Origin of the sequence: Bradyrhizobium sp. BRP22 (assembly GCF_020194175.1) — a bacterium.
GTDB lineage: Bacteria > Pseudomonadota > Alphaproteobacteria > Rhizobiales > Xanthobacteraceae > Bradyrhizobium.
In genome coordinates, this window is sequence record NZ_JADYVX010000050.1 from 1 (window position 1) to 16,672 (window position 16,672).

The following is a 16,672-nucleotide window of genomic DNA, read 5'->3' on the forward strand; positions in this document are numbered from 1 at the left end:
CATCCAGCCCGGCCTGGGGGAACTGTTCGTGGCCTTTGCAAAGATGTCGTTGGCCGGCTTCGGCGGGGTTCTGGTCTGGGCGCGCCGCGCCATCGTCGAGCAGCACCGCTGGATGACCGCCGACGAGTTCAACGAGACCTTCGCCCTGTGCCATTTCCTGCCGGGGCCGAACATCGTCAATCTGTCCTTCGTATTCGGCTCCCGCTTCCGCGGATTGGCCGGCGGGATCGCGGCCTTCGCCGGGCTGGTCGGCCCGCCGATGCTGATCGCAATCGGGCTGGCGGCGCTCTACACGAATTATGGCGAGATCGAAGCGCTGCGGCGGACGCTCGCCGGGGTCGCCTGCGCCGCGGTCGGGCTTCTGCTGTCAGTGGTGCTGAAGATGATGATGCCACTGGTCAGGCGGCGCGACATTGCCGGGCTCCTCATCCTCGCGGCGGTCTTCATCGCGATCGGATGGTTGCGGCTGCCCTTGCCGGCCGTGCTGCTGATTGCCGTTCCTGCCAGCCTTGCGGTCACCCTCCTGGTGCGTCGGGGGCAGCGGTCATGAACCAGGATGCCAACCCGATCTGGACGCTGGTCTGGACGTTCGGCCTGATGTCGTTTTTTGCCGTCGGCGGCGCGAATGCGGCCATCCCCGAAATGCATCGGATCGCCGTTGAGGTGCGACACTGGATGACCGACAAGGAGTTCGCCGACGTTTTCGCGATCTCGCAATTGTCGCCGGGGCCGAACGTGCTGATCGTGACACTGATTGGCTACTCTGTCGGCGGCATTGCCGGTGCGCTGGCGGCGACGCTGGCGATGTGCGGGCCGACCGCGCTGCTTGCCTATTATGTGAGCCGCTTGCTCACGCGCCCGCGCCAGTCGCGCTGGCCGGCGCTCATCCAGGCAGCGCTGGTTCCACTTTCGATCGGATTGATGGCCGCGAGCGGGTTGATTTTGGCGCGGACCTCCGACCAAAGTTGGATCGCCGCCGTTACGACCGTGATAACGGCCATTGTGGCCTTTGCGACGCGCCTCAATCCTTTCTGGCTGTTGCTGGCCGGCGGCGTCCTTGGTTTCGCTGGCGTTATCTGACGAAAATCGCTAGGCAAGGCCGGGCGCAGGGTACAATTTCCAGCCGATAGAATAACAGGGCCCGCGGTGCGGGCACGGAGGAGACATGCATGGCCGAAACGATGGGCCAAACCGCATCAAGCACACGTAACACCAAGGCCGCCCTCGGCATTGTCGTGCTGGCGCTGGCGCCGCAGCTTTTCGAGCTGGTGTGGTCGTTCGGCACGATCTTTGGACTGGGCACGGGCCGGGGTCCGGCACAGGTGCTGCTCGCTCATGGCGGGGCGCTGTTGTCGGCCGCTCCCAACGCGGTGTTCGGATCGGTCGCCGCCGACGCCAAGAAGGGCTTGTCCTCGGACGTGCTGTTGGCGCTGATCTATTCTTATCCCGTGTTCGCGGTCGCGATCGTCACGCTGTTCGTGAAGATCCGAGCGCCGCAGGACTATATCGGCGGTGTCGTGCTGTTTGCGCTCGCGCTGTTTGCGCTGTGGGCCTCGAGCGACCTGCAGGGCATGCGCGGCTTTTCGTTCGGCGCCGGCACCGCGCCGCGGATGTTCGGCGTATTGCTGGTGGCGCTCGGCGCCGGCATTGCCGTGATGGGGCTGTTCAGCGACGGACCAGAACTGTCGCACTATTCCTGGCGCGGCCCGCTGTTCGTTTGCGCCGCGATCATTTTCTTTGCATTGGCGATCCGCCCGCTCGGTCTGGTCGTGTCGGCCTTCGCAAGCTTCATGATCGCAGCGCTCGGCTCGCATGAGACCCGATGGATCGAGGCCGCCATTGTCGGCGCCTGCCTGACGCTCGGTTGCGCGCTCCTCTTCCCCTATGTGCTGGGGCTGCCGATGCCGATGTTCCCGCGTTTCTTGATTCAGTGAGGGCGTGATGGACCTCTTTGCTAACCTCGCCCACGGCTTCGCCGTCGCCTTCTCGCCGATCAATCTCCTGATGTGCCTGATCGGCGCGCTTGTCGGCACGCTGGTCGGCGTGTTGCCGGGCATCGGCACCATCGCCACGGTGGCGATGCTGCTGCCGATCACCTTCGGCCTACCGCCGGTCGGCGCGCTGATCATGCTCGCCGGCATCTATTACGGCGCCCAATATGGCGGCTCGACCACGTCGATCCTGGTCAATATCCCGGGCGAGGCGGGCTCGGTCGTCACCGCCCTTGACGGCCATCAAATGGCAAAACAAGGCCGTGCCGGACCGGCTCTGGCGATCGCCGCAATGGGCTCGTTCTTCGCCGGCTGCGTCGCCACTGTCCTGATCGCAGTGCTGGGCGCACCGCTGACAAAGCTCGCGCTGGCGTTCGGACCGGCCGAATATTTCTCGCTGATGGTGCTCGGCCTGATCTTTGCGGTGGTGCTGGCAAAGGGTTCGGTGCTGAAGGCGATCGCGATGATCGTTTTGGGACTGTTGCTCTCTATGGTCGGCTCCGACATCGAGACCGGCGCGTCCCGCATGGCCTTCAATATCCCCGAACTCGCCGACGGCCTTGGCTTCGCCACGGTGGCGATGGGCGTGTTCGGCTTCGCCGAGATCATCCGCAATCTCGATCACGGCGCCGAGATGGGCCGCGATCTCGTGCAGCAGAAGATCACCGGCCTGATGCCGACCAGGAAGGACCTTGCCGACTCCGCGCCCGCGATCGGACGCGGCACGGTGTTGGGGTCGATCCTCGGCATCCTGCCGGGCGGCGGCGCTGTCATCGCCTCCTTCGCCGCCTATACGCTGGAGAAGAAGCTCTCGAAGAATCCGTCGCGCTTCGGCCGCGGCGCGATCGAGGGTGTGGCGGCGCCGGAGAGCGCCAACAACGCCGCGGCGCAGACCTCGTTCATCCCGCTGCTCACGCTCGGCATCCCGCCCAATGCGGTGATGGCGCTGATGGTCGGCGCGATGACCATCCATGGCATCGTGCCGGGACCGCAGGTGATGCAGAAACAGCCCGATCTGGTCTGGGGCATGATCGCCTCGATGTGGATCGGCAACCTGATGCTGGTCATCATCAACCTGCCGCTGGTCGGCATCTGGGTGCGGCTGCTCCGCGTGCCGTATCGGCTGATGTTCCCCTCCATCGTGATCTTCTGCGCGATCGGCATCTATTCGGTGAACAACGCGCCGGTCGATGTCATCATGGCGGGCGTGTTCGGCCTCGTCGGCTACTGGCTGATCAAGCATGATTTCGAGCCGGCGCCGCTGCTGCTCGGGATGGTGCTCGGGCCGCTGATGGAGGAGAACCTGCGCCGGGCGCTGCTGATCTCGCGCGGCGACTGGAGCGTGTTCGTGAGCCGCCCGCTGTCGGCGGTGCTGCTCGCGATCGCCGCCGCACTTCTGGTGCTCGCGGTGTTGCCGGCCCTGCGCGCCAAGCGTGACGAGGTGTTCGTGGAGTCCGAAGGGTGAGGCTCTCGCCTGCGGCCGCGTGTCGCAGGCGGAAGTCGTATCGACTCGCGCGGAAGTTCGTTGTGAAAGGAACATGACGGTCGAGGGCATGATCCGGGAAGGATCATGCCCGAGCAGAAGCCGGAGCGTGGCGACAGTTCTCGGAAACGTCGCGGCACGCTCCTGACCGTCACTTCTTGCAACGGGAAAACGCTCTCAGGGGATTTCGATGAATTGGTACGGTCGCTCGCTCGCGGGCGCTTGTGTGGTGCTGGCAGCCTTGCTGTCGGCTGTTGTGGCGCCGGCGCGCGCGCAGGACTATCCGACGCGCAGCATCACCATGATCGTGCCGTTCGCGGCCGGCGGCCCGACGGACGTTATCGCGCGCATCGTTACTGGGCATATGGCGCAGACGCTCGGCCAGAGCATCATCATCGAGAACGTGGTCGGCGCCGGCGGCACCACGGCGAGCGCCCGCGCTGCGCGCGCCGCCAACGACGGCTATACCCTGATCACGGGTCACATGGGGACGCACGCCGCCTCGGTGCCACTCTATCCCAACCTGGCCTACCACCCGGAGAAGAGCTTCGAGCCGGTCGGGCTGCTGGCCGGCACGCCGATCCTGATCCTGGCGCGCAAGGACTTTCCGCCGAAGGACCTCAAGGAATTCGTGGCCTACGTGAAGGCCAATGCCGAGAAGGTCAACGCGGCGCATGCCGGCGTCGGTTCGGTCTCGCATGTCTCCTGCCAGCTCCTGAACTCGATTCTCGGCATCGAGCCGGTCGGCGTGCCCTTCAACGGCACCGGCCCGGCGATGAACGCGCTGGTCGCCGGGCAGGTCGACTATATGTGCGACCAGATCGTCAATGCCGTGCCGCAGATCAATGCCGGCACCATCAAGGCCTACGCGGTCGCGACCCCCGAGCGGAACCCGTCGCTGCCGAATGTCCCAACCACCGCGGAGGCCGGCCTGCCGGCCTTCCAGGCCCAGGCCTGGAATGCGATCTTCGCGCCGAAGGGCACCCCGGCGCCGATCATCGCCAAGTTGAACGCCGCGGCCGCCAAGGCGCTGGAGGACGAGACCGTCCGCAAGCGCCTGCTCGAACTCGGCAGTGTCATTCCGCAGCCCTCGGACCGCACGTCGGAGGCGCTGGGAACGCTGGTGGGCAACGAGATCAAGAAGTGGACCCCGGTGCTCAAGCCGGCCGGCTAGCCGGTCCCGGCTTACGCTGCGCTTCACCTGGGTCTACGAGCTGTTCAAGGAGGGCGGAACGCAGGTTCCGCCCTTGCTGTTTAAGAGCGGCCCATCATTTTTCCGGGTATAATCAGCTATCGAAGGCCGAATCGCGGTGTCGACCATGATCGGCCGCCGCTACATTCGCCTTTCCCTAAAGGCCCGAAGCGACGCCATGAACCAGTATCACGACCTGCTCGAACGCATTCTCGCCGACGGCGCGGAAAAGCATGACCGCACCGGCACCGGGACGCTGTCGATCTTCGGCCACCAGATGCGCTTCAACCTGTCGGCCGCCTTCCCGATGCTGACGACCAAGCGGCTGCCGCTGAAGGCGATCGTGCATGAACTGCTCTGGTTCCTGGCCGGCGACACCAACATCAAATATCTGCGCGACAACGGCGTCACTATCTGGGACGAATGGGCCGACGCCAACGGCGATCTCGGCCCGGTCTACGGCTCGCAATGGCGGTCCTGGCCGGCGCCCGACGGCCGCAGCATCGACCAGATCTCGAACGTGATCGAGATGATCAAGCGCAACCCGGACTCGCGCCGCCTGATCGTCAGCGCCTGGAATCCGGCGGACGTCGACAAGATGGCGCTGCCGCCCTGCCATTGCCTGTTCCAGTTCTATGTCGCGAACGGCAAGCTGTCCTGCCAGCTCTACCAGCGCTCCGGCGACGTCTTCCTCGGCGTGCCCTTCAACATCGCCTCCTACGCGCTGCTCACCATGATGGTGGCGCAGGTGACGGGATTGAAGCCGGGCGATTTCGTGCACTCGCTCGGCGATGCGCATCTCTATTCCAATCACCTTGATCAGGCCCGGCTGCAACTCACCCGCCCGACGCGTCCGCTGCCGACAATGAAGATCAACCCGGACGTTAAGGACATCTTCGCCTTCCGCTACGAGGATTTCCAACTCGAGGGCTACGACCCGCACCCGCACATCAAGGCCGAAGTCGCGGTGTGAGCGCTCAAGGATGTCGCTGACCATCCGCCGCGCGCGTGCCGATGAAGCCGGCCTCGTTTACGCGCTTGTCCGCGAGCTTGCCGAGTACGAGAAGCTGCTCCACGAGGTGAAGGCCACCGAGGCCGACATCGCTGCGGCCCTGTTCGGTGACAATCCACGTCTCACTTGCGATATCGCCGAGTGGGACGGGAAGCCGGCGGGCTTTGCGCTCTGGTTCGTCAATTTTTCCAGCTTCGCCGGCAAGCACGGCATCTATCTGGAGGATCTGTTCGTCCGTCCGGCGCTGCGCGGCAAGGGCATCGGCAGGGCGCTGCTGGTCCATCTCGCCAACGAATGCATCGCCAACGGCTGGGAGCGATTGCAGTGGGCGGTGCTCGACTGGAATACGCCCTCGATCGAATTCTACAAATCGCTCGGCGCCGTCATGATGGACGAGTGGACGCTGTGCCGCGTCACCGGCCCGGCGCTGCAGGCGCTGGCGGGCGGGGCGCGCTGATGGAGGTCGTGCTCATCGCTGCAGTCGCCGAGAACGGCGTGATCGGGCGCGACAATGCGATCCCGTGGCGCTTGAAGAGCGACCAGCAACGCTTCAAGGCCATGACCATGAACCGGCCGGTGGTGATGGGCCGCAAAACCTTCGAGTCGCTGCGCAGGCCGCTTCCCGGCCGGACCAACATCGTCGTGACGCGCGAGGCGAACTATCGCGCCCGCGGTGCGATCGTCACCCAGTCGTTCGAGAACGCCCGGGCGATCGCGCTCGGCGATGCGCTGCGGCGTTTCGTCACCGAAATCGCCGTCATCGGCGGCGCGGAGATCTACGCGCAATGGATCGACAGCGCCGATCGGCTCGAAATCACCGAAGTGCATGCGCGGCCGGAAGGTGATACGTATTTCGCCACAATTGACGCGGCGAAATGGGAGGAAGTGGCGCGGGTGCGAAGTCCGGCCGGGCCGGATGACAGCGTCGATTTTTCCTATGTGACATATCGTCGGCGCATCAAGCGTTAACCCCGCTAGCCAATGTTTGCATTGACAATTATGTCCGCAGGCATAGCTCGTTCGGCTTGGAAGCTTGCGTTGTAAGGGGGCATTCGGTCCCCTATAAAGCCGGGCGGACTGACGAGGCCGGGCGTCCATCATCCATCCCGGGCTTGCCGAGGAGAAGCTTTAATGCCGTGGAAGAATCAAGGTGGAGGGCCGTGGGGCTCGGGTCCGAAGGGCCCATGGGGCACCGGTCCGCAATCGGTCGGGCCGCGCCCGCCGGATCTTGAGGACCTCCTGCGCCGCGGCCAGGACCGGCTGCAGCAACTCCTGCCCGGCGGGCACTTCAGCGGCATGGGGATCGCGCTCGTCGTGGTCGGCGCGCTCGCGATCTGGGGCCTTTCCGGCTTCTTCCGGGTCCAGTCGGAAGAACTCGGCGTCGTCCTCCGCTTCGGCAAGCATGTGCGCACCGTGCAGCCCGGCCTGAACTATCATTTGCCCTATCCGATCGAGACCGTGCTGCTGCCGAAGGCGCTGCGCGTCTCCACCATTTCGATCGGCATGACCCTGATCGACGACCCGGCGCGGCGCGGCCGCACCATGCGCGACGTGCCGGAAGAGAGCCTGATGCTGACCGGCGACGAGAACATCGTCGACGTCGATTTCACCGTGCTGTGGCGCATCAAGCCCGATGGCGTCGGCAACTTCCTGTTCAACATCCAGAACCCCGAGGGCACCGTGAAGGCGGTGGCCGAGAGCGCGATGCGCGAGGTGATCGGCCGGTCGCAGATCCAGCCGATCCTGACCGGCGCGCGCACCACGACCGAGCAAAACGTGCAGGAATTGATGCAGAAGACGCTCGACACCTATGGCGCCGGCGTCCTGATCACCCAGGTGCAGCTGCAGAAGGTCGATCCGCCGCAGCAGGTGATCGACGCGTTCCGCGACGTCCAGGCGGCGCGCGCCGATAGCGAGCGGTTGCAGAACGAGGCGCAGACCTACGCCAATCGCGTCGTACCCGAGGCGCGCGGCCGTGCCGCCCAGATCATCCAGGCGGCCGAAGGTTACAAGGAGCAGGCGGTGGCGGAGGCCAAGGGCCAGAGCGCGCGCTTCCTGAAAGTCTATGACGAGTACAAGAAGGCGCCCGACGTGACGCGGCAACGCATTTACCTGGAGACGATGGAACGCATCCTCGGCGGTTCCGAGAAGCTGGTCTATGACGGCGGCAACGGCGCGTCCGGCCAGAGCATCGTGCCGTATTTGCCGCTGAGCGAACTGACGCCGCGACGTCCGTCCGCCACCACCGGCCAGCAGCAGCCGGGCGGAGGCACGCGATGAGGTCACCCGTCACCGGCATTGCCGCCCTGATCATCCTCCTGGTGCTGATCATCATCGGCTACAGCTCGGTCTTCACCGTGCAGCAGACCGAGCAGGTCCTGGTGGTCCGGCTCGGCGAACCCGTCCGCGTCGTCACCGAGCCCGGCCTCAACTTCAAGGCGCCGTTCATCGATTCCGTCATCTCGATCGACAAGCGCATCCTCGACCTGGAAAACCCGTCGCAGGAAGTGATCGCCTCCGACCAGAAGCGACTGGTGGTCGATGCCTTCGCCCGCTACCGCATCAAGAATGCGCTGCGCTTCTATCAGAGCATCGGCACGATCCAGGCGGCCAATGTGCAGTTGACCACGCTCTTGAACGCGGCGCTGCGCCGCGTGCTCGGCGAGGTCACCTTCATCACGGTGGTGCGGGATGAGCGTGAGAGGCTGATGCAGCGGATCCGCGAGCAGCTCGACCATGAAGCCGACGGCTATGGCATCCAGGTGGTCGACGTCCGCATCCGCCGCGCCGATCTGCCGGAGCAGAACAGCCAGGCGGTCTATCAGCGCATGCAGACCGAGCGTCAGCGCGAGGCCGCGGAGTTCCGCGCCCAGGGCGGCCAGAAGGCGCAGGAAATCCGCTCCAGGGCGGACCGCGAGGGCACCGTTATCGTCGCCGACGCCAATTCGTCCGCGGAGCAGGTGCGCGGCGAGGGCGATGCCGAGCGTAACCGGCTGTTCGCCGAAGCCTACGGCAAGGACGCGGATTTCTTCTCGTTCTACCGTTCGATGACGGCCTATGAAAACGGCCTGCGCGCCAACGACACGCGTTTCCTGTTGCGCCCGGACTCCGATTTCTTCAAATATTTCGGCAGCGCGTCCGGCCATTCGGCGGCCGCCGCGGCAGCGCCGAAGCAGTAGTAGCCGAAGCAACAGTAACGGCATCACCAGGGCGAAGCATCCGCTTCGCCCGTTAGCCAAGAAGAAACGTTCGCACGGGAGGTCGCCATCCGATGAGGTCCATAGCGTTCGCCGACTTCCTCATCGGTCTGGGAATTCTGTTCGTGCTGGAAGGCCTGATGTTCGCGGCAAGCCCGACCTGGATGCGGCGCGCGATGAAAAGCGCGCTGGCGACCCCGGACAACGTCTTGCGCGTGGTCGGGATCGCGTCGGCAGTGGGGGGCCTGATCCTGATCTGGCTGGTGAGGCGGTAAGCAGCATTGCGCTCTGACGCCTGACGAGCCCGGCCGGGACGCAGGAAACGACAGTTCGGAACTTGTTGGTCCAACGCAATCGTGAGCCGTAAGGCGTCGGTTTTTCGCCGAAATGGTTGTCTCAAATGCTTGCGCGGCCACCCCCTTCGGGCGCAGTGTGAGCGCAATATTTGCCTTTCCTGGAGAGAAGCTGACATGACCGGTGCCAGATCCGCCCTGAGCCGTCGCCTGCGCCTGATTGGAGCCGCGATCGCGATCGGCGCCGCCGGCGTGCTTGCGTCACCGCCTGCGGCCCTCGCGCGAGGGCCCGAAGGCATCGCCGATATCGCCGAGAAGGTGATCGATGCGGTCGTGAATATTTCGACCTCGCAGACGGTCGAGGCCAAGGGCGGCGGCGCCATGCCGCAACTGCCGCCGGGCTCGCCGTTCGAGGAGTTCTTCGACGACTTCTTCAAGAACCGCCGTGGCCCCGGCGGCGGCAAGGGTGGGGAAAAGAACGGCGAGTTTCAACCGCGCAAGACCAACTCGCTCGGCTCCGGCTTCATCGTCGACACCGCCGGCATCGTCGTGACCAACAACCACGTCATTGCCGATGCCGACGAGATCAACGTCATCCTGAACGACGGCACCAAGGTCAAGGCGGAGCTGGTCGGCGTCGACAAGAAGACCGATCTTGCCGTCCTGAAGTTCAAGCCGCCGAAGCCGCTGACCGCAGTGAAGTTCGGCGATTCCGACAAGCTCAGGCTTGGCGAGTGGGTGATCGCGATCGGCAACCCCTTCAGCCTCGGCGGCTCGGTGACCGCCGGCATCGTGTCGGCGCGCAACCGCGACATCAGCCAGGGTCCCTATGACAGCTACATCCAGACCGACGCCGCCATCAACCGCGGTAATTCCGGCGGACCGTTGTTCAACCTCGAAGGCGAAGTGATCGGCGTCAACACGCTGATCATCTCGCCGACCGGCGGCTCGATCGGCCTCGGCTTTGCTGTGCCGTCGAAGACGGTTGCCGCCGTCGTCGATCAGCTCCAGAAATACGGCGAGCTGCGCCGCGGCTGGCTCGGCGTGCGAATCCAGCAGGTCACCGACGAGATCGCCGACAGCCTCAACATCAAGCCGGCGCGTGGCGCGCTGGTTGCGGGCGTTGACGACAAGGGGCCGGCGAAGCCCGCCGGCATCGAGCCCGGCGATGTCGTCGTCAAATTCGACGGCAAGGACGTCAAGGATCCCAAGGATCTCTCGCGCGTCGTCGCCGACACCGCGGTCGGCAAGGAAGTCGACGTCGTGGTCATACGCAAGGGCAATGAGGAGACCAAGCGCGTCACGCTCGGCCGGCTCGAGGACACCGAAAAGGTGCAGCAGGCTAACGCCAAGACCAAGGACGAGCCCGCGGAGAAGCCGGTGACGCAAAAGGCGCTCGGGCTTGATCTTGCGGCGCTGAACAAGGATCTCCGCACCAAGTACAAGATCAAGGAGAGCGTGAAGGGCGTCATTATCACCGGCGTCGACGGCGCGTCCGACGCTGCCGAAAAGCGCCTGTCGGCCGGCGACGTCATCGTCGAAGTGGCGCAGGAAGCGGTCGCCAGCGCCGCCGACATCAAGAAGCGCGTCGATCAGCTCAAGAAGGACGGCAAGAAGTCGGTCCTCCTGCTCGTCTCCAACGGTGACGGCGAACTGCGCTTCGTGGCGCTGAGCGTGCAGTAGCACTGCACGCCGCATACGTTTGGCCGTCATGCTCCGCGAAGGCGGAGCATCCAGTAATCACCGGCGTGAATTATTGGCCGCGCTGGAATATTGGATCACCCGCCTTCGCGAGTGATGACGAGCGAGGCGTTACACCACGAATTCATCCCGCCGATAGCCCTGTGCGTAGAGCAGTGCGGTGAGATCGCCATAGTCGATCCGCGCCGCCGCGGCGGCTGCGACCGCGGGCTTGGCGTGATAGGCGACGCCGAGGCCGGCGGCCTCGATCATGCCGAGGTCGTTGGCGCCGTCGCCGACCACCAGCGTGTCGATGGCATCGAGGTCGAAGGCCTCGCGCAGCTCGAGCAGCGTGGCGAGCTTGGTGGCGCGGCCGAGGATCGGCTCCTTCACCTCGCCCACAAGCTTGCCATCGCGTGCGATCAGCTCGTTGGCGCGATTCTCCTGGAAGCCGATCTTGGCCGCCACCTGATTGGTGAACAGCGTGAAGCCGCCCGAGATCAGGCAGGTCCAGGCGCCGTTCGCTCGCATCGTCATCACCAGTTCGCGGCTGCCCGGCGTCGGGGTGATGCGTTTTTCCAGGACTTCGTCGACCACGCTGAGCGGCAGGTCCTTCAACAGCGCGACGCGCTCGCGCAGCGCCGGCTCGAAGGCGATCTCGCCGCGCATGGCGCGTTCGGTGATCTTTGAGACGTGTTCCTTCAACCCGGCGAAATCGGCGAGCTCGTCGACGCATTCCTGGCCGATCATGGTGGAATCCATGTCGGCGAGAAAAAGTTTCTTGCGCCTGAAGGCGCGAGGCTGCACGACAATGTCGATCGGCAGGTCGCCGCGCGCCTGTTGCAGGCGGGTTTCGATCGCCTTGATATCCTCGCTGCCGTCAAAGGGGATGTCGACGGCGACCTCGTTGAATAGCCACTCCGCCGCGCCGGGCGAGGGCAGGACGGCCAGCGCGCCGTCGACGATGGTGGAGTCGAGCGCGGGATTGGCGGGATTGCAGATGAGGGTGGCGACAAGCGACATGGCGGCGACTTCCCAAGCCGGGACAAGAGCGGTGCTTATCGCAGGGCCGACCGCCAGCGGCAAGTCGGCGCTGGCGCTCGATCTTGCGCAGAAAGCCCGCGGTGTCGTGATCAACACCGACTCGATGCAGGTCTACCGCGACCTCCGCATCATCACGGCGCGGCCGACACCGGAGGAGGAGGCGCTGGTCCCGCACCGGCTCTACGGCCATGTCGATGCGAGCGTGAATTTCTCTGCCGGTGCCTGGATCGCGGATGCCGCGAAGGTGCTTTCCGAGGCGCGCGCCGAGGGCCGCCTGCCGATCTTCATCGGCGGTTCGGGCCTGTATTTCAAGGCGCTCACGCGTGGGCTGTCGGCGGTGCCGCCGATCCCTGCCGAGATTCGCGATAATGTCCGCGCGCGGCTGGAGCGCGACGGCGTCGAGGCGCTGCATGCGGAACTCGCTCGCCGCGACCCCGCCTATGCCGAGCGCCTGAAGCCGCGCGACCGCACCCGGATCGCACGCGCGCTCGAAGTGGTCGAGGCAACGGGCCGCTCGCTGACCGATTGGCACCGCGAGGGCCTGCCGCCGCTATTGCCATCGGGCGAATTCTCCGCCCTGTTCCTCGCGCCCGCGCGTGACAAGCTCTATGCGCGGATCGATGCCCGGTTCGAGGCGATGCTGAACGCCGGCGCGCTGGAAGAGGTCGCGCGGCTTGCGGCGCGCGATCTCGATCCCTTGCTGCCGGCGATGAAGGCCCACGGCGTGCCGGCCCTGATCCGGCACCTGAAGGGCGAGTTCAGCCGCGAGGAAGCGTCCGAGATCGGCCGTGCCGATACCCGCCATTATGCAAAACGGCAATTCACCTGGTTTCGCCACCAATTGCCGGAATTCGAATGGGTGGCGCCGGAAGCCGCGCGGGGGTGGCTGGATGCCGTCATTCCGGGGCGCGAAGCGAACCCGGAATCTCGAGATTCCGGGTCTGGTCCTTCGGACCATCCCGGAATGACGTCGTCGTAAGCTCCATCCGAGCTACGGGCGCTTCTGCCATGCGCGCAAAAATACTCGCCGAACGCCAGGAACCCCGTTACAGTACGAAAAGTCGCGCTGAACGCGTCCCTGCCTTGACATTCGGGCATTGGCCGGTATGGTCGCGCAACCTTTGGGAAGCCTGAGCCGCTCTATGCGTAACATTATTACCAAACTCATCGTCGTCGTACCCAGGCACACCGCCGGGGATGGCTAGCGGCCATCTGACAGACAGGCGGTGTGCATGGGGCCTCTCGGGCCCTTTTTTATTTCCCAAATCAAAGACTTAACGCCGCGCCAAACAGCGCATCCGGAGCCAGCCATGAAAGACAAGAGCCACGATCCGAACCAGATGACGGGAGCCGCGATGATCGTCCGCGCGCTGATCGATCACGGCGTGCAGCACCTTTTCGGCTATCCCGGTGGCGCCGTGCTACCGATCTATGACGAGATTTTCCAGCAGAGCGAGGTCGAGCACATCCTGGTGCGCCACGAGCAGGGCGCCGGCCATGCGGCCGAGGGCTATGCGCGCTCGACCGGCAAGCCCGGCGTGGTGCTGGTGACCTCCGGTCCCGGCGCCACCAACATGGTGACGGCGCTCACCGACGCGCTGATGGATTCGATTCCCTTGGTCTGCATCACCGGCCAGGTGCCGACGCATCTGATCGGCAACGACGCGTTCCAGGAATGCGACACCGTGGGCATCACGCGCCCCTGCACCAAGCACAACTGGCTGGTGCGCAACGTCAACGACCTCGCGAAAGTCCTGCATGAGGCGTTCTATGTCGCGACCTCCGGCCGTCCGGGCCCGGTCGTGGTCGACGTGCCGAAGGACGTGCAGTTCGCGGTCGGTACCTATCATCCGCCGCGCAAGTCGGATGTGCACATCTCCTACGCGCCGCGCGTGAAGGGCGATGCGAGCCAGATCCGGAAAGCCGTGGCGCTGCTCGCCTCCGCCAAGCGTCCCGTGATCTACAGCGGCGGCGGCGTCATCAATTCCGGCCCCGAGGCTTCGAAGCTGCTGCGGGATCTTGTCGAGTTCACCGGCTTCCCGATCACCTCGACCTTGATGGGCCTCGGCGCCTATCCGGCCTCCGGCAAGAACTGGCTCGGCATGCTCGGCATGCACGGCACCTACGAAGCCAACATGACCATGCATGATTGCGACGTCATGCTGTGCGTCGGCGCGCGCTTCGACGACCGCATCACGGGCCGCACCGACGCGTTCTCGCCGGGCTCGAAGAAGATCCACATCGACATCGACCCGTCCTCGATCAACAAGAACATCCGCGTCGACGTGCCGATCATCGGCGATTGCGCCAACGTGCTCGGCGACCTCTTGCAGGTGTTCAAGGCCGAAGCAAAGCGCCCGGACATCAAGGCGTGGTGGCAGCAGATCGCACAATGGCGCGCGCGCAACTCGCTGTCCTACCGCAAGAACAACGACATCATCCTGCCGCAATACGCGATCCAGCGCCTGTTCGACCTGACGCGCGGCAAGGACACCTACATCACCACCGAAGTCGGCCAGCACCAGATGTGGGCCGCGCAGTTCTACGGCTTCGAGGAGCCGCACCGCTGGATGACCTCCGGCGGTCTCGGCACCATGGGCTATGGGCTGCCGGCCGCGGTCGGCGTCCAGGTGGCCCATCCCGACAGCCTCGTCATCGACATCGCCGGGGACGCCTCGGTGCAGATGACGATCCAGGAGATGTCGACCGCGGTTCAGTACGAACTGCCGATCAAGATCTTCATCCTCAACAACCAGTACATGGGCATGGTGCGGCAGTGGCAGCAGCTCCTGCACGGAAACCGCCTGTCGCATTCCTATACCGAGGCGCTGCCGGATTTCGTCAAGCTCGCCGAGGCCTATGGCTGCGTTGGCCTGCAGGTGCTGAAGCCGGCCGATCTCGACGGCGCGATCAAGGAGATGATCGCGATCAAGCGCCCGGTGCTGTTCGACTGCCGCGTCGCGGCGCTCGAAAACTGCTTCCCGATGATCCCCTCCGGCAAGGCGCACAACGAAATGCTGCTGCCGGAGGAGGCGACCGACGACGCGACCGCGACCGCCTTCGCCGGCGGCAAGGCGCTGGTGTGAGATGGACTGATGTTCGACCTGGGACAGCTCGAGCGCGCACAGGCGATCGTCGGCACTGCGGTGCCGCCGACGCCCGTGCATGCCTGGCCGCTGCTTGGCGAGCGGCTGGGCACGAGCGTTCTGGTCAAGCATGAGAACCACACGCCGACCGGCGCCTTCAAGGTGCGCGGCGGGCTCGTCTATCTCGATCACTTAAGGCGCGGGCAGCCCGATACGCCCGGGATCATCTCGGCGACGCGCGGCAATCACGGCCAGAGCCTCGCCTTCGCCGCGCGCCGTCATGGCTTGCCGGCGACGATCTACGTGCCGCATGGCAATTCGGTCGAGAAGAACCGCGCCATGCGCGCCTTCGGCGCCGAGCTGGTCGAGCACGGCCAGGATTTTCAGGCCGCGCGCGAGGAGGCGGTGCGGCGCGCCGAGAGCGCGGGCCTGCACATGGTGCCGTCGTTCCATCCCGACCTGGTGCTGGGCGTTGCGACCTACGCGCTCGAACTGTTCAAGACGGCTCCCGATCTCGATGTTCTCTACGTGCCGATCGGGCAGGGCTCGGGCATCTGCGGCTGCATCCGTGTTCGCGATCTCCTCGGCCTGAAGACCGAGATTGTCGGCGTGCAGTCGACGGAGGCGCCGTCCTATGCGCTGTCGTTCGCGGCCGGCGCTCTCGTCACCACCGAGACCGCCAACACCCGCGCCGACGGCATGGCGACCCGCATCCCCGATGCCGCCGCGCTCGCCATGATCCGCAAGGGCGCGTCCCGCATCGTGCAGGTGACCGACGACGAGGTCGGCGCCGCCATCGGCCACTACTGGACCGATACGCACAACCTCGCCGAAGGCGCCGGCGCCGCCGCGCTCGCCGCCGCGCTGCAGGAGCGGGACAGGCTGCGAGGCAAGCGCGTCGGCCTAGTCCTGAGCGGCGGCAATATCGATTTCGACCTGTTCAGCCAGTGGGTCGGGACGAACGCCGCGCCTCACGCCGATGAAACGGTGATGCCGTGATGAGGCAAACGCGAACCGAGAACTCCACCGTCATCGTCCGGCTGGACCGGACGATCCAGTACACTGCGGCTCCCGTGCTGTTCTCAGGCGGCAGTGATACTGGATGCCCGCTTTCGCGGGGATGACGAGCAATGACCATGGGGACTTAAGATGAACCAGCCCGCATCCGCCTATTTCCTCGAAGAGCGCCACGATCCGAGCGAGTCGCACACGCTCTCGGTGCTCGTGCAGAACGAGCCGGGCGTGCTCGCGCGCGTGATCGGGCTGTTCTCCGGCCGCGGCTATAACATCGAAAGTCTCACTGTCTCCGAGACCGAAAGCCAGAAACATCTCTCGCGCATCACCATCGTCACCACGGGCACGCCGATGGTGATCGAGCAGATCAAGCATCAGCTCGACCGCATGATCCCGGTCTACCGCGTCGTCGACATGACGCTGACCGGCCGCTCGATCGAGCGCGAGCTCGCAATGGTGAAGGTGCGCGGCACCGGCGACCATCGCGTCGAGGCGCTGCGGCTGGCGGATGCCTTCCGGGCTCGGGTCATCGATGCCACTACCGAGAGCTTTGTGTTCGAGATCACCGGCAATACCGCCAAGATCAATCAGTTCATCGACCTGATGCGTCCGCTCGGCCTGGTCGAGGTGTCACGCACGGGCGTTGCCGCGATCGGGCGCGGGCCGGAAGGGATGTGAAC

Annotated in this window: 17 protein-coding genes; 16 read left to right on the top strand and 1 reads right to left on the bottom strand. The window is 65.2% G+C overall.

Annotated elements, in window-relative coordinates:
* Position 1 precedes the first annotated feature (1 nt).
* The 12 genes from I6F35_RS36135 to I6F35_RS36190 all read left to right on the top strand — a co-directional run bounded on the left by I6F35_RS36135 (position 2) and on the right by I6F35_RS36190 (position 10,851).
* Entirely contained in the window at positions 2-550 is a 549-nt protein-coding gene (locus I6F35_RS36135) for a chromate transporter (protein ID WP_225122399.1), read from the top strand.
* Entirely contained in the window at positions 547-1,080 is a 534-nt protein-coding gene (locus tag I6F35_RS36140; protein ID WP_225122400.1) for a chromate transporter, read from the top strand. The genes I6F35_RS36135 and I6F35_RS36140 overlap by 4 nt, the downstream gene beginning before the upstream one ends.
* Before the next feature lie 89 nt (positions 1,081-1,169).
* Complete coding sequence (locus I6F35_RS36145) at positions 1,170-1,934, top strand: tripartite tricarboxylate transporter TctB family protein (protein ID WP_225122401.1); 765 nt, start codon at positions 1,170-1,172, stop codon at positions 1,932-1,934.
* A 7-nt stretch (positions 1,935-1,941) separates the two neighbouring features.
* Positions 1,942-3,456 (top strand): tripartite tricarboxylate transporter permease, encoded by a 1,515-nt coding sequence (locus tag I6F35_RS36150; protein WP_225122402.1) that lies wholly within the window; start codon positions 1,942-1,944, stop codon positions 3,454-3,456.
* A 208-nt stretch (positions 3,457-3,664) separates the two neighbouring features.
* Positions 3,665-4,648, top strand: coding sequence for a tripartite tricarboxylate transporter substrate binding protein BugD (locus tag I6F35_RS36155; RefSeq protein WP_225122403.1), 984 nt, complete (start codon positions 3,665-3,667; stop codon positions 4,646-4,648).
* Between the two features lie 196 nt (positions 4,649-4,844).
* On the top strand, positions 4,845-5,639 hold the full coding sequence (locus I6F35_RS36160; RefSeq protein ID WP_225122404.1) for a thymidylate synthase: 795 nt from the start codon (positions 4,845-4,847) through the stop codon (positions 5,637-5,639).
* 10 nt (positions 5,640-5,649) lie between these two features.
* Complete coding sequence (locus I6F35_RS36165) at positions 5,650-6,135, top strand: GNAT family N-acetyltransferase (protein ID WP_225122405.1); 486 nt, start codon at positions 5,650-5,652, stop codon at positions 6,133-6,135.
* A complete protein-coding gene (locus tag I6F35_RS36170) occupies positions 6,135-6,647 on the top strand; it encodes a dihydrofolate reductase (protein WP_225122406.1) in 513 nt (170 codons plus the stop codon). Before I6F35_RS36165 ends, I6F35_RS36170 begins: the two co-directional genes overlap by 1 nt.
* 162 nt (positions 6,648-6,809) lie before the next feature.
* Entirely contained in the window at positions 6,810-7,958 is a 1,149-nt protein-coding gene (gene hflK / locus I6F35_RS36175) for an FtsH protease activity modulator HflK (RefSeq protein ID WP_225122407.1), read from the top strand.
* On the top strand, positions 7,955-8,857 hold the full coding sequence (locus tag I6F35_RS36180; RefSeq protein WP_225122408.1) for a protease modulator HflC: 903 nt from the start codon (positions 7,955-7,957) through the stop codon (positions 8,855-8,857). Before hflK ends, I6F35_RS36180 begins: the two co-directional genes overlap by 4 nt.
* A gap of 92 nt (positions 8,858-8,949) precedes the next feature.
* Positions 8,950-9,150 carry a DUF2065 domain-containing protein gene (locus I6F35_RS36185; protein WP_225122409.1) on the top strand — a complete coding sequence of 67 codons (201 nt, stop codon included), beginning with the start codon at positions 8,950-8,952 and terminating at the stop codon, positions 9,148-9,150.
* A gap of 195 nt (positions 9,151-9,345) precedes the next feature.
* Positions 9,346-10,851, top strand: a complete 1,506-nt coding sequence (locus I6F35_RS36190) for a Do family serine endopeptidase (RefSeq protein WP_225122410.1) — start codon at positions 9,346-9,348, stop codon at positions 10,849-10,851.
* A gap of 129 nt (positions 10,852-10,980) precedes the next feature.
* On the opposite strand, the gene serB is transcribed toward I6F35_RS36190, so the two are convergent.
* Positions 10,981-11,871, bottom strand: coding sequence for a phosphoserine phosphatase SerB (gene serB, locus I6F35_RS36195; RefSeq protein WP_225122411.1), 891 nt, complete (start codon positions 11,869-11,871; stop codon positions 10,981-10,983).
* On the opposite strand from serB, the gene miaA reads away from it, so the two are divergent.
* The 4 genes from miaA (at position 11,870) to ilvN (ending at position 16,670) form a co-directional block, all read left to right on the top strand.
* The gene (gene miaA, locus I6F35_RS36200) at positions 11,870-12,871 is read left to right on the top strand and encodes a tRNA (adenosine(37)-N6)-dimethylallyltransferase MiaA (protein ID WP_225122412.1); all 1,002 of its coding nucleotides are present in this window, start codon (positions 11,870-11,872) and stop codon (positions 12,869-12,871) included. The genes serB and miaA overlap by 2 nt on opposite strands.
* 331 nt (positions 12,872-13,202) lie before the next feature.
* Positions 13,203-14,978, top strand: coding sequence for an acetolactate synthase 3 large subunit (locus tag I6F35_RS36205; RefSeq protein WP_225122413.1), 1,776 nt, complete (start codon positions 13,203-13,205; stop codon positions 14,976-14,978).
* Positions 14,979-14,987: 9 nt separating this feature from the next.
* The gene (locus tag I6F35_RS36210; protein ID WP_225122414.1) at positions 14,988-15,977 is read left to right on the top strand and encodes a threonine dehydratase; all 990 of its coding nucleotides are present in this window, start codon (positions 14,988-14,990) and stop codon (positions 15,975-15,977) included.
* 150 nt (positions 15,978-16,127) lie between these two features.
* Positions 16,128-16,670 carry an acetolactate synthase small subunit gene (gene ilvN, locus I6F35_RS36215; protein WP_225122415.1) on the top strand — a complete coding sequence of 181 codons (543 nt, stop codon included), beginning with the start codon at positions 16,128-16,130 and terminating at the stop codon, positions 16,668-16,670.
* Positions 16,671-16,672: the final 2 nt, after the last annotated feature.

Excerpts from the sequence above, each read along its gene's own strand:
- ilvN (WP_225122415.1), top strand. The coding sequence starts at position 16,128 with ATGAACCAGCCCGCATCCGCCTATTTCCTCGAAGAGCGCCACGATCCG.
- I6F35_RS36190 (WP_225122410.1), top strand. The coding sequence starts at position 9,346 with ATGACCGGTGCCAGATCCGCCCTGAGCCGTCGCCTGCGCCTGATTGGA.
- I6F35_RS36170 (WP_225122406.1), top strand. The coding sequence starts at position 6,135 with ATGGAGGTCGTGCTCATCGCTGCAGTCGCCGAGAACGGCGTGATCGGG.
- I6F35_RS36140 (WP_225122400.1), top strand. The coding sequence starts at position 547 with ATGAACCAGGATGCCAACCCGATCTGGACGCTGGTCTGGACGTTCGGC.
- hflK (WP_225122407.1), top strand. The coding sequence starts at position 6,810 with ATGCCGTGGAAGAATCAAGGTGGAGGGCCGTGGGGCTCGGGTCCGAAG.
- I6F35_RS36165 (WP_225122405.1), top strand. The coding sequence starts at position 5,650 with ATGTCGCTGACCATCCGCCGCGCGCGTGCCGATGAAGCCGGCCTCGTT.
- I6F35_RS36145 (WP_225122401.1), top strand. The coding sequence starts at position 1,170 with ATGGCCGAAACGATGGGCCAAACCGCATCAAGCACACGTAACACCAAG.
- I6F35_RS36210 (WP_225122414.1), top strand. The coding sequence starts at position 14,988 with ATGTTCGACCTGGGACAGCTCGAGCGCGCACAGGCGATCGTCGGCACT.
- I6F35_RS36205 (WP_225122413.1), top strand. The coding sequence starts at position 13,203 with ATGAAAGACAAGAGCCACGATCCGAACCAGATGACGGGAGCCGCGATG.
- I6F35_RS36185 (WP_225122409.1), top strand. The coding sequence starts at position 8,950 with ATGAGGTCCATAGCGTTCGCCGACTTCCTCATCGGTCTGGGAATTCTG.
- I6F35_RS36160 (WP_225122404.1), top strand. The coding sequence starts at position 4,845 with ATGAACCAGTATCACGACCTGCTCGAACGCATTCTCGCCGACGGCGCG.
- miaA (WP_225122412.1), top strand. The coding sequence starts at position 11,870 with ATGGCGGCGACTTCCCAAGCCGGGACAAGAGCGGTGCTTATCGCAGGG.
- I6F35_RS36150 (WP_225122402.1), top strand. The coding sequence starts at position 1,942 with ATGGACCTCTTTGCTAACCTCGCCCACGGCTTCGCCGTCGCCTTCTCG.
- serB (WP_225122411.1), bottom strand. The coding sequence starts at position 11,871 with ATGTCGCTTGTCGCCACCCTCATCTGCAATCCCGCCAATCCCGCGCTC.
- I6F35_RS36180 (WP_225122408.1), top strand. The coding sequence starts at position 7,955 with ATGAGGTCACCCGTCACCGGCATTGCCGCCCTGATCATCCTCCTGGTG.
- I6F35_RS36155 (WP_225122403.1), top strand. The coding sequence starts at position 3,665 with ATGAATTGGTACGGTCGCTCGCTCGCGGGCGCTTGTGTGGTGCTGGCA.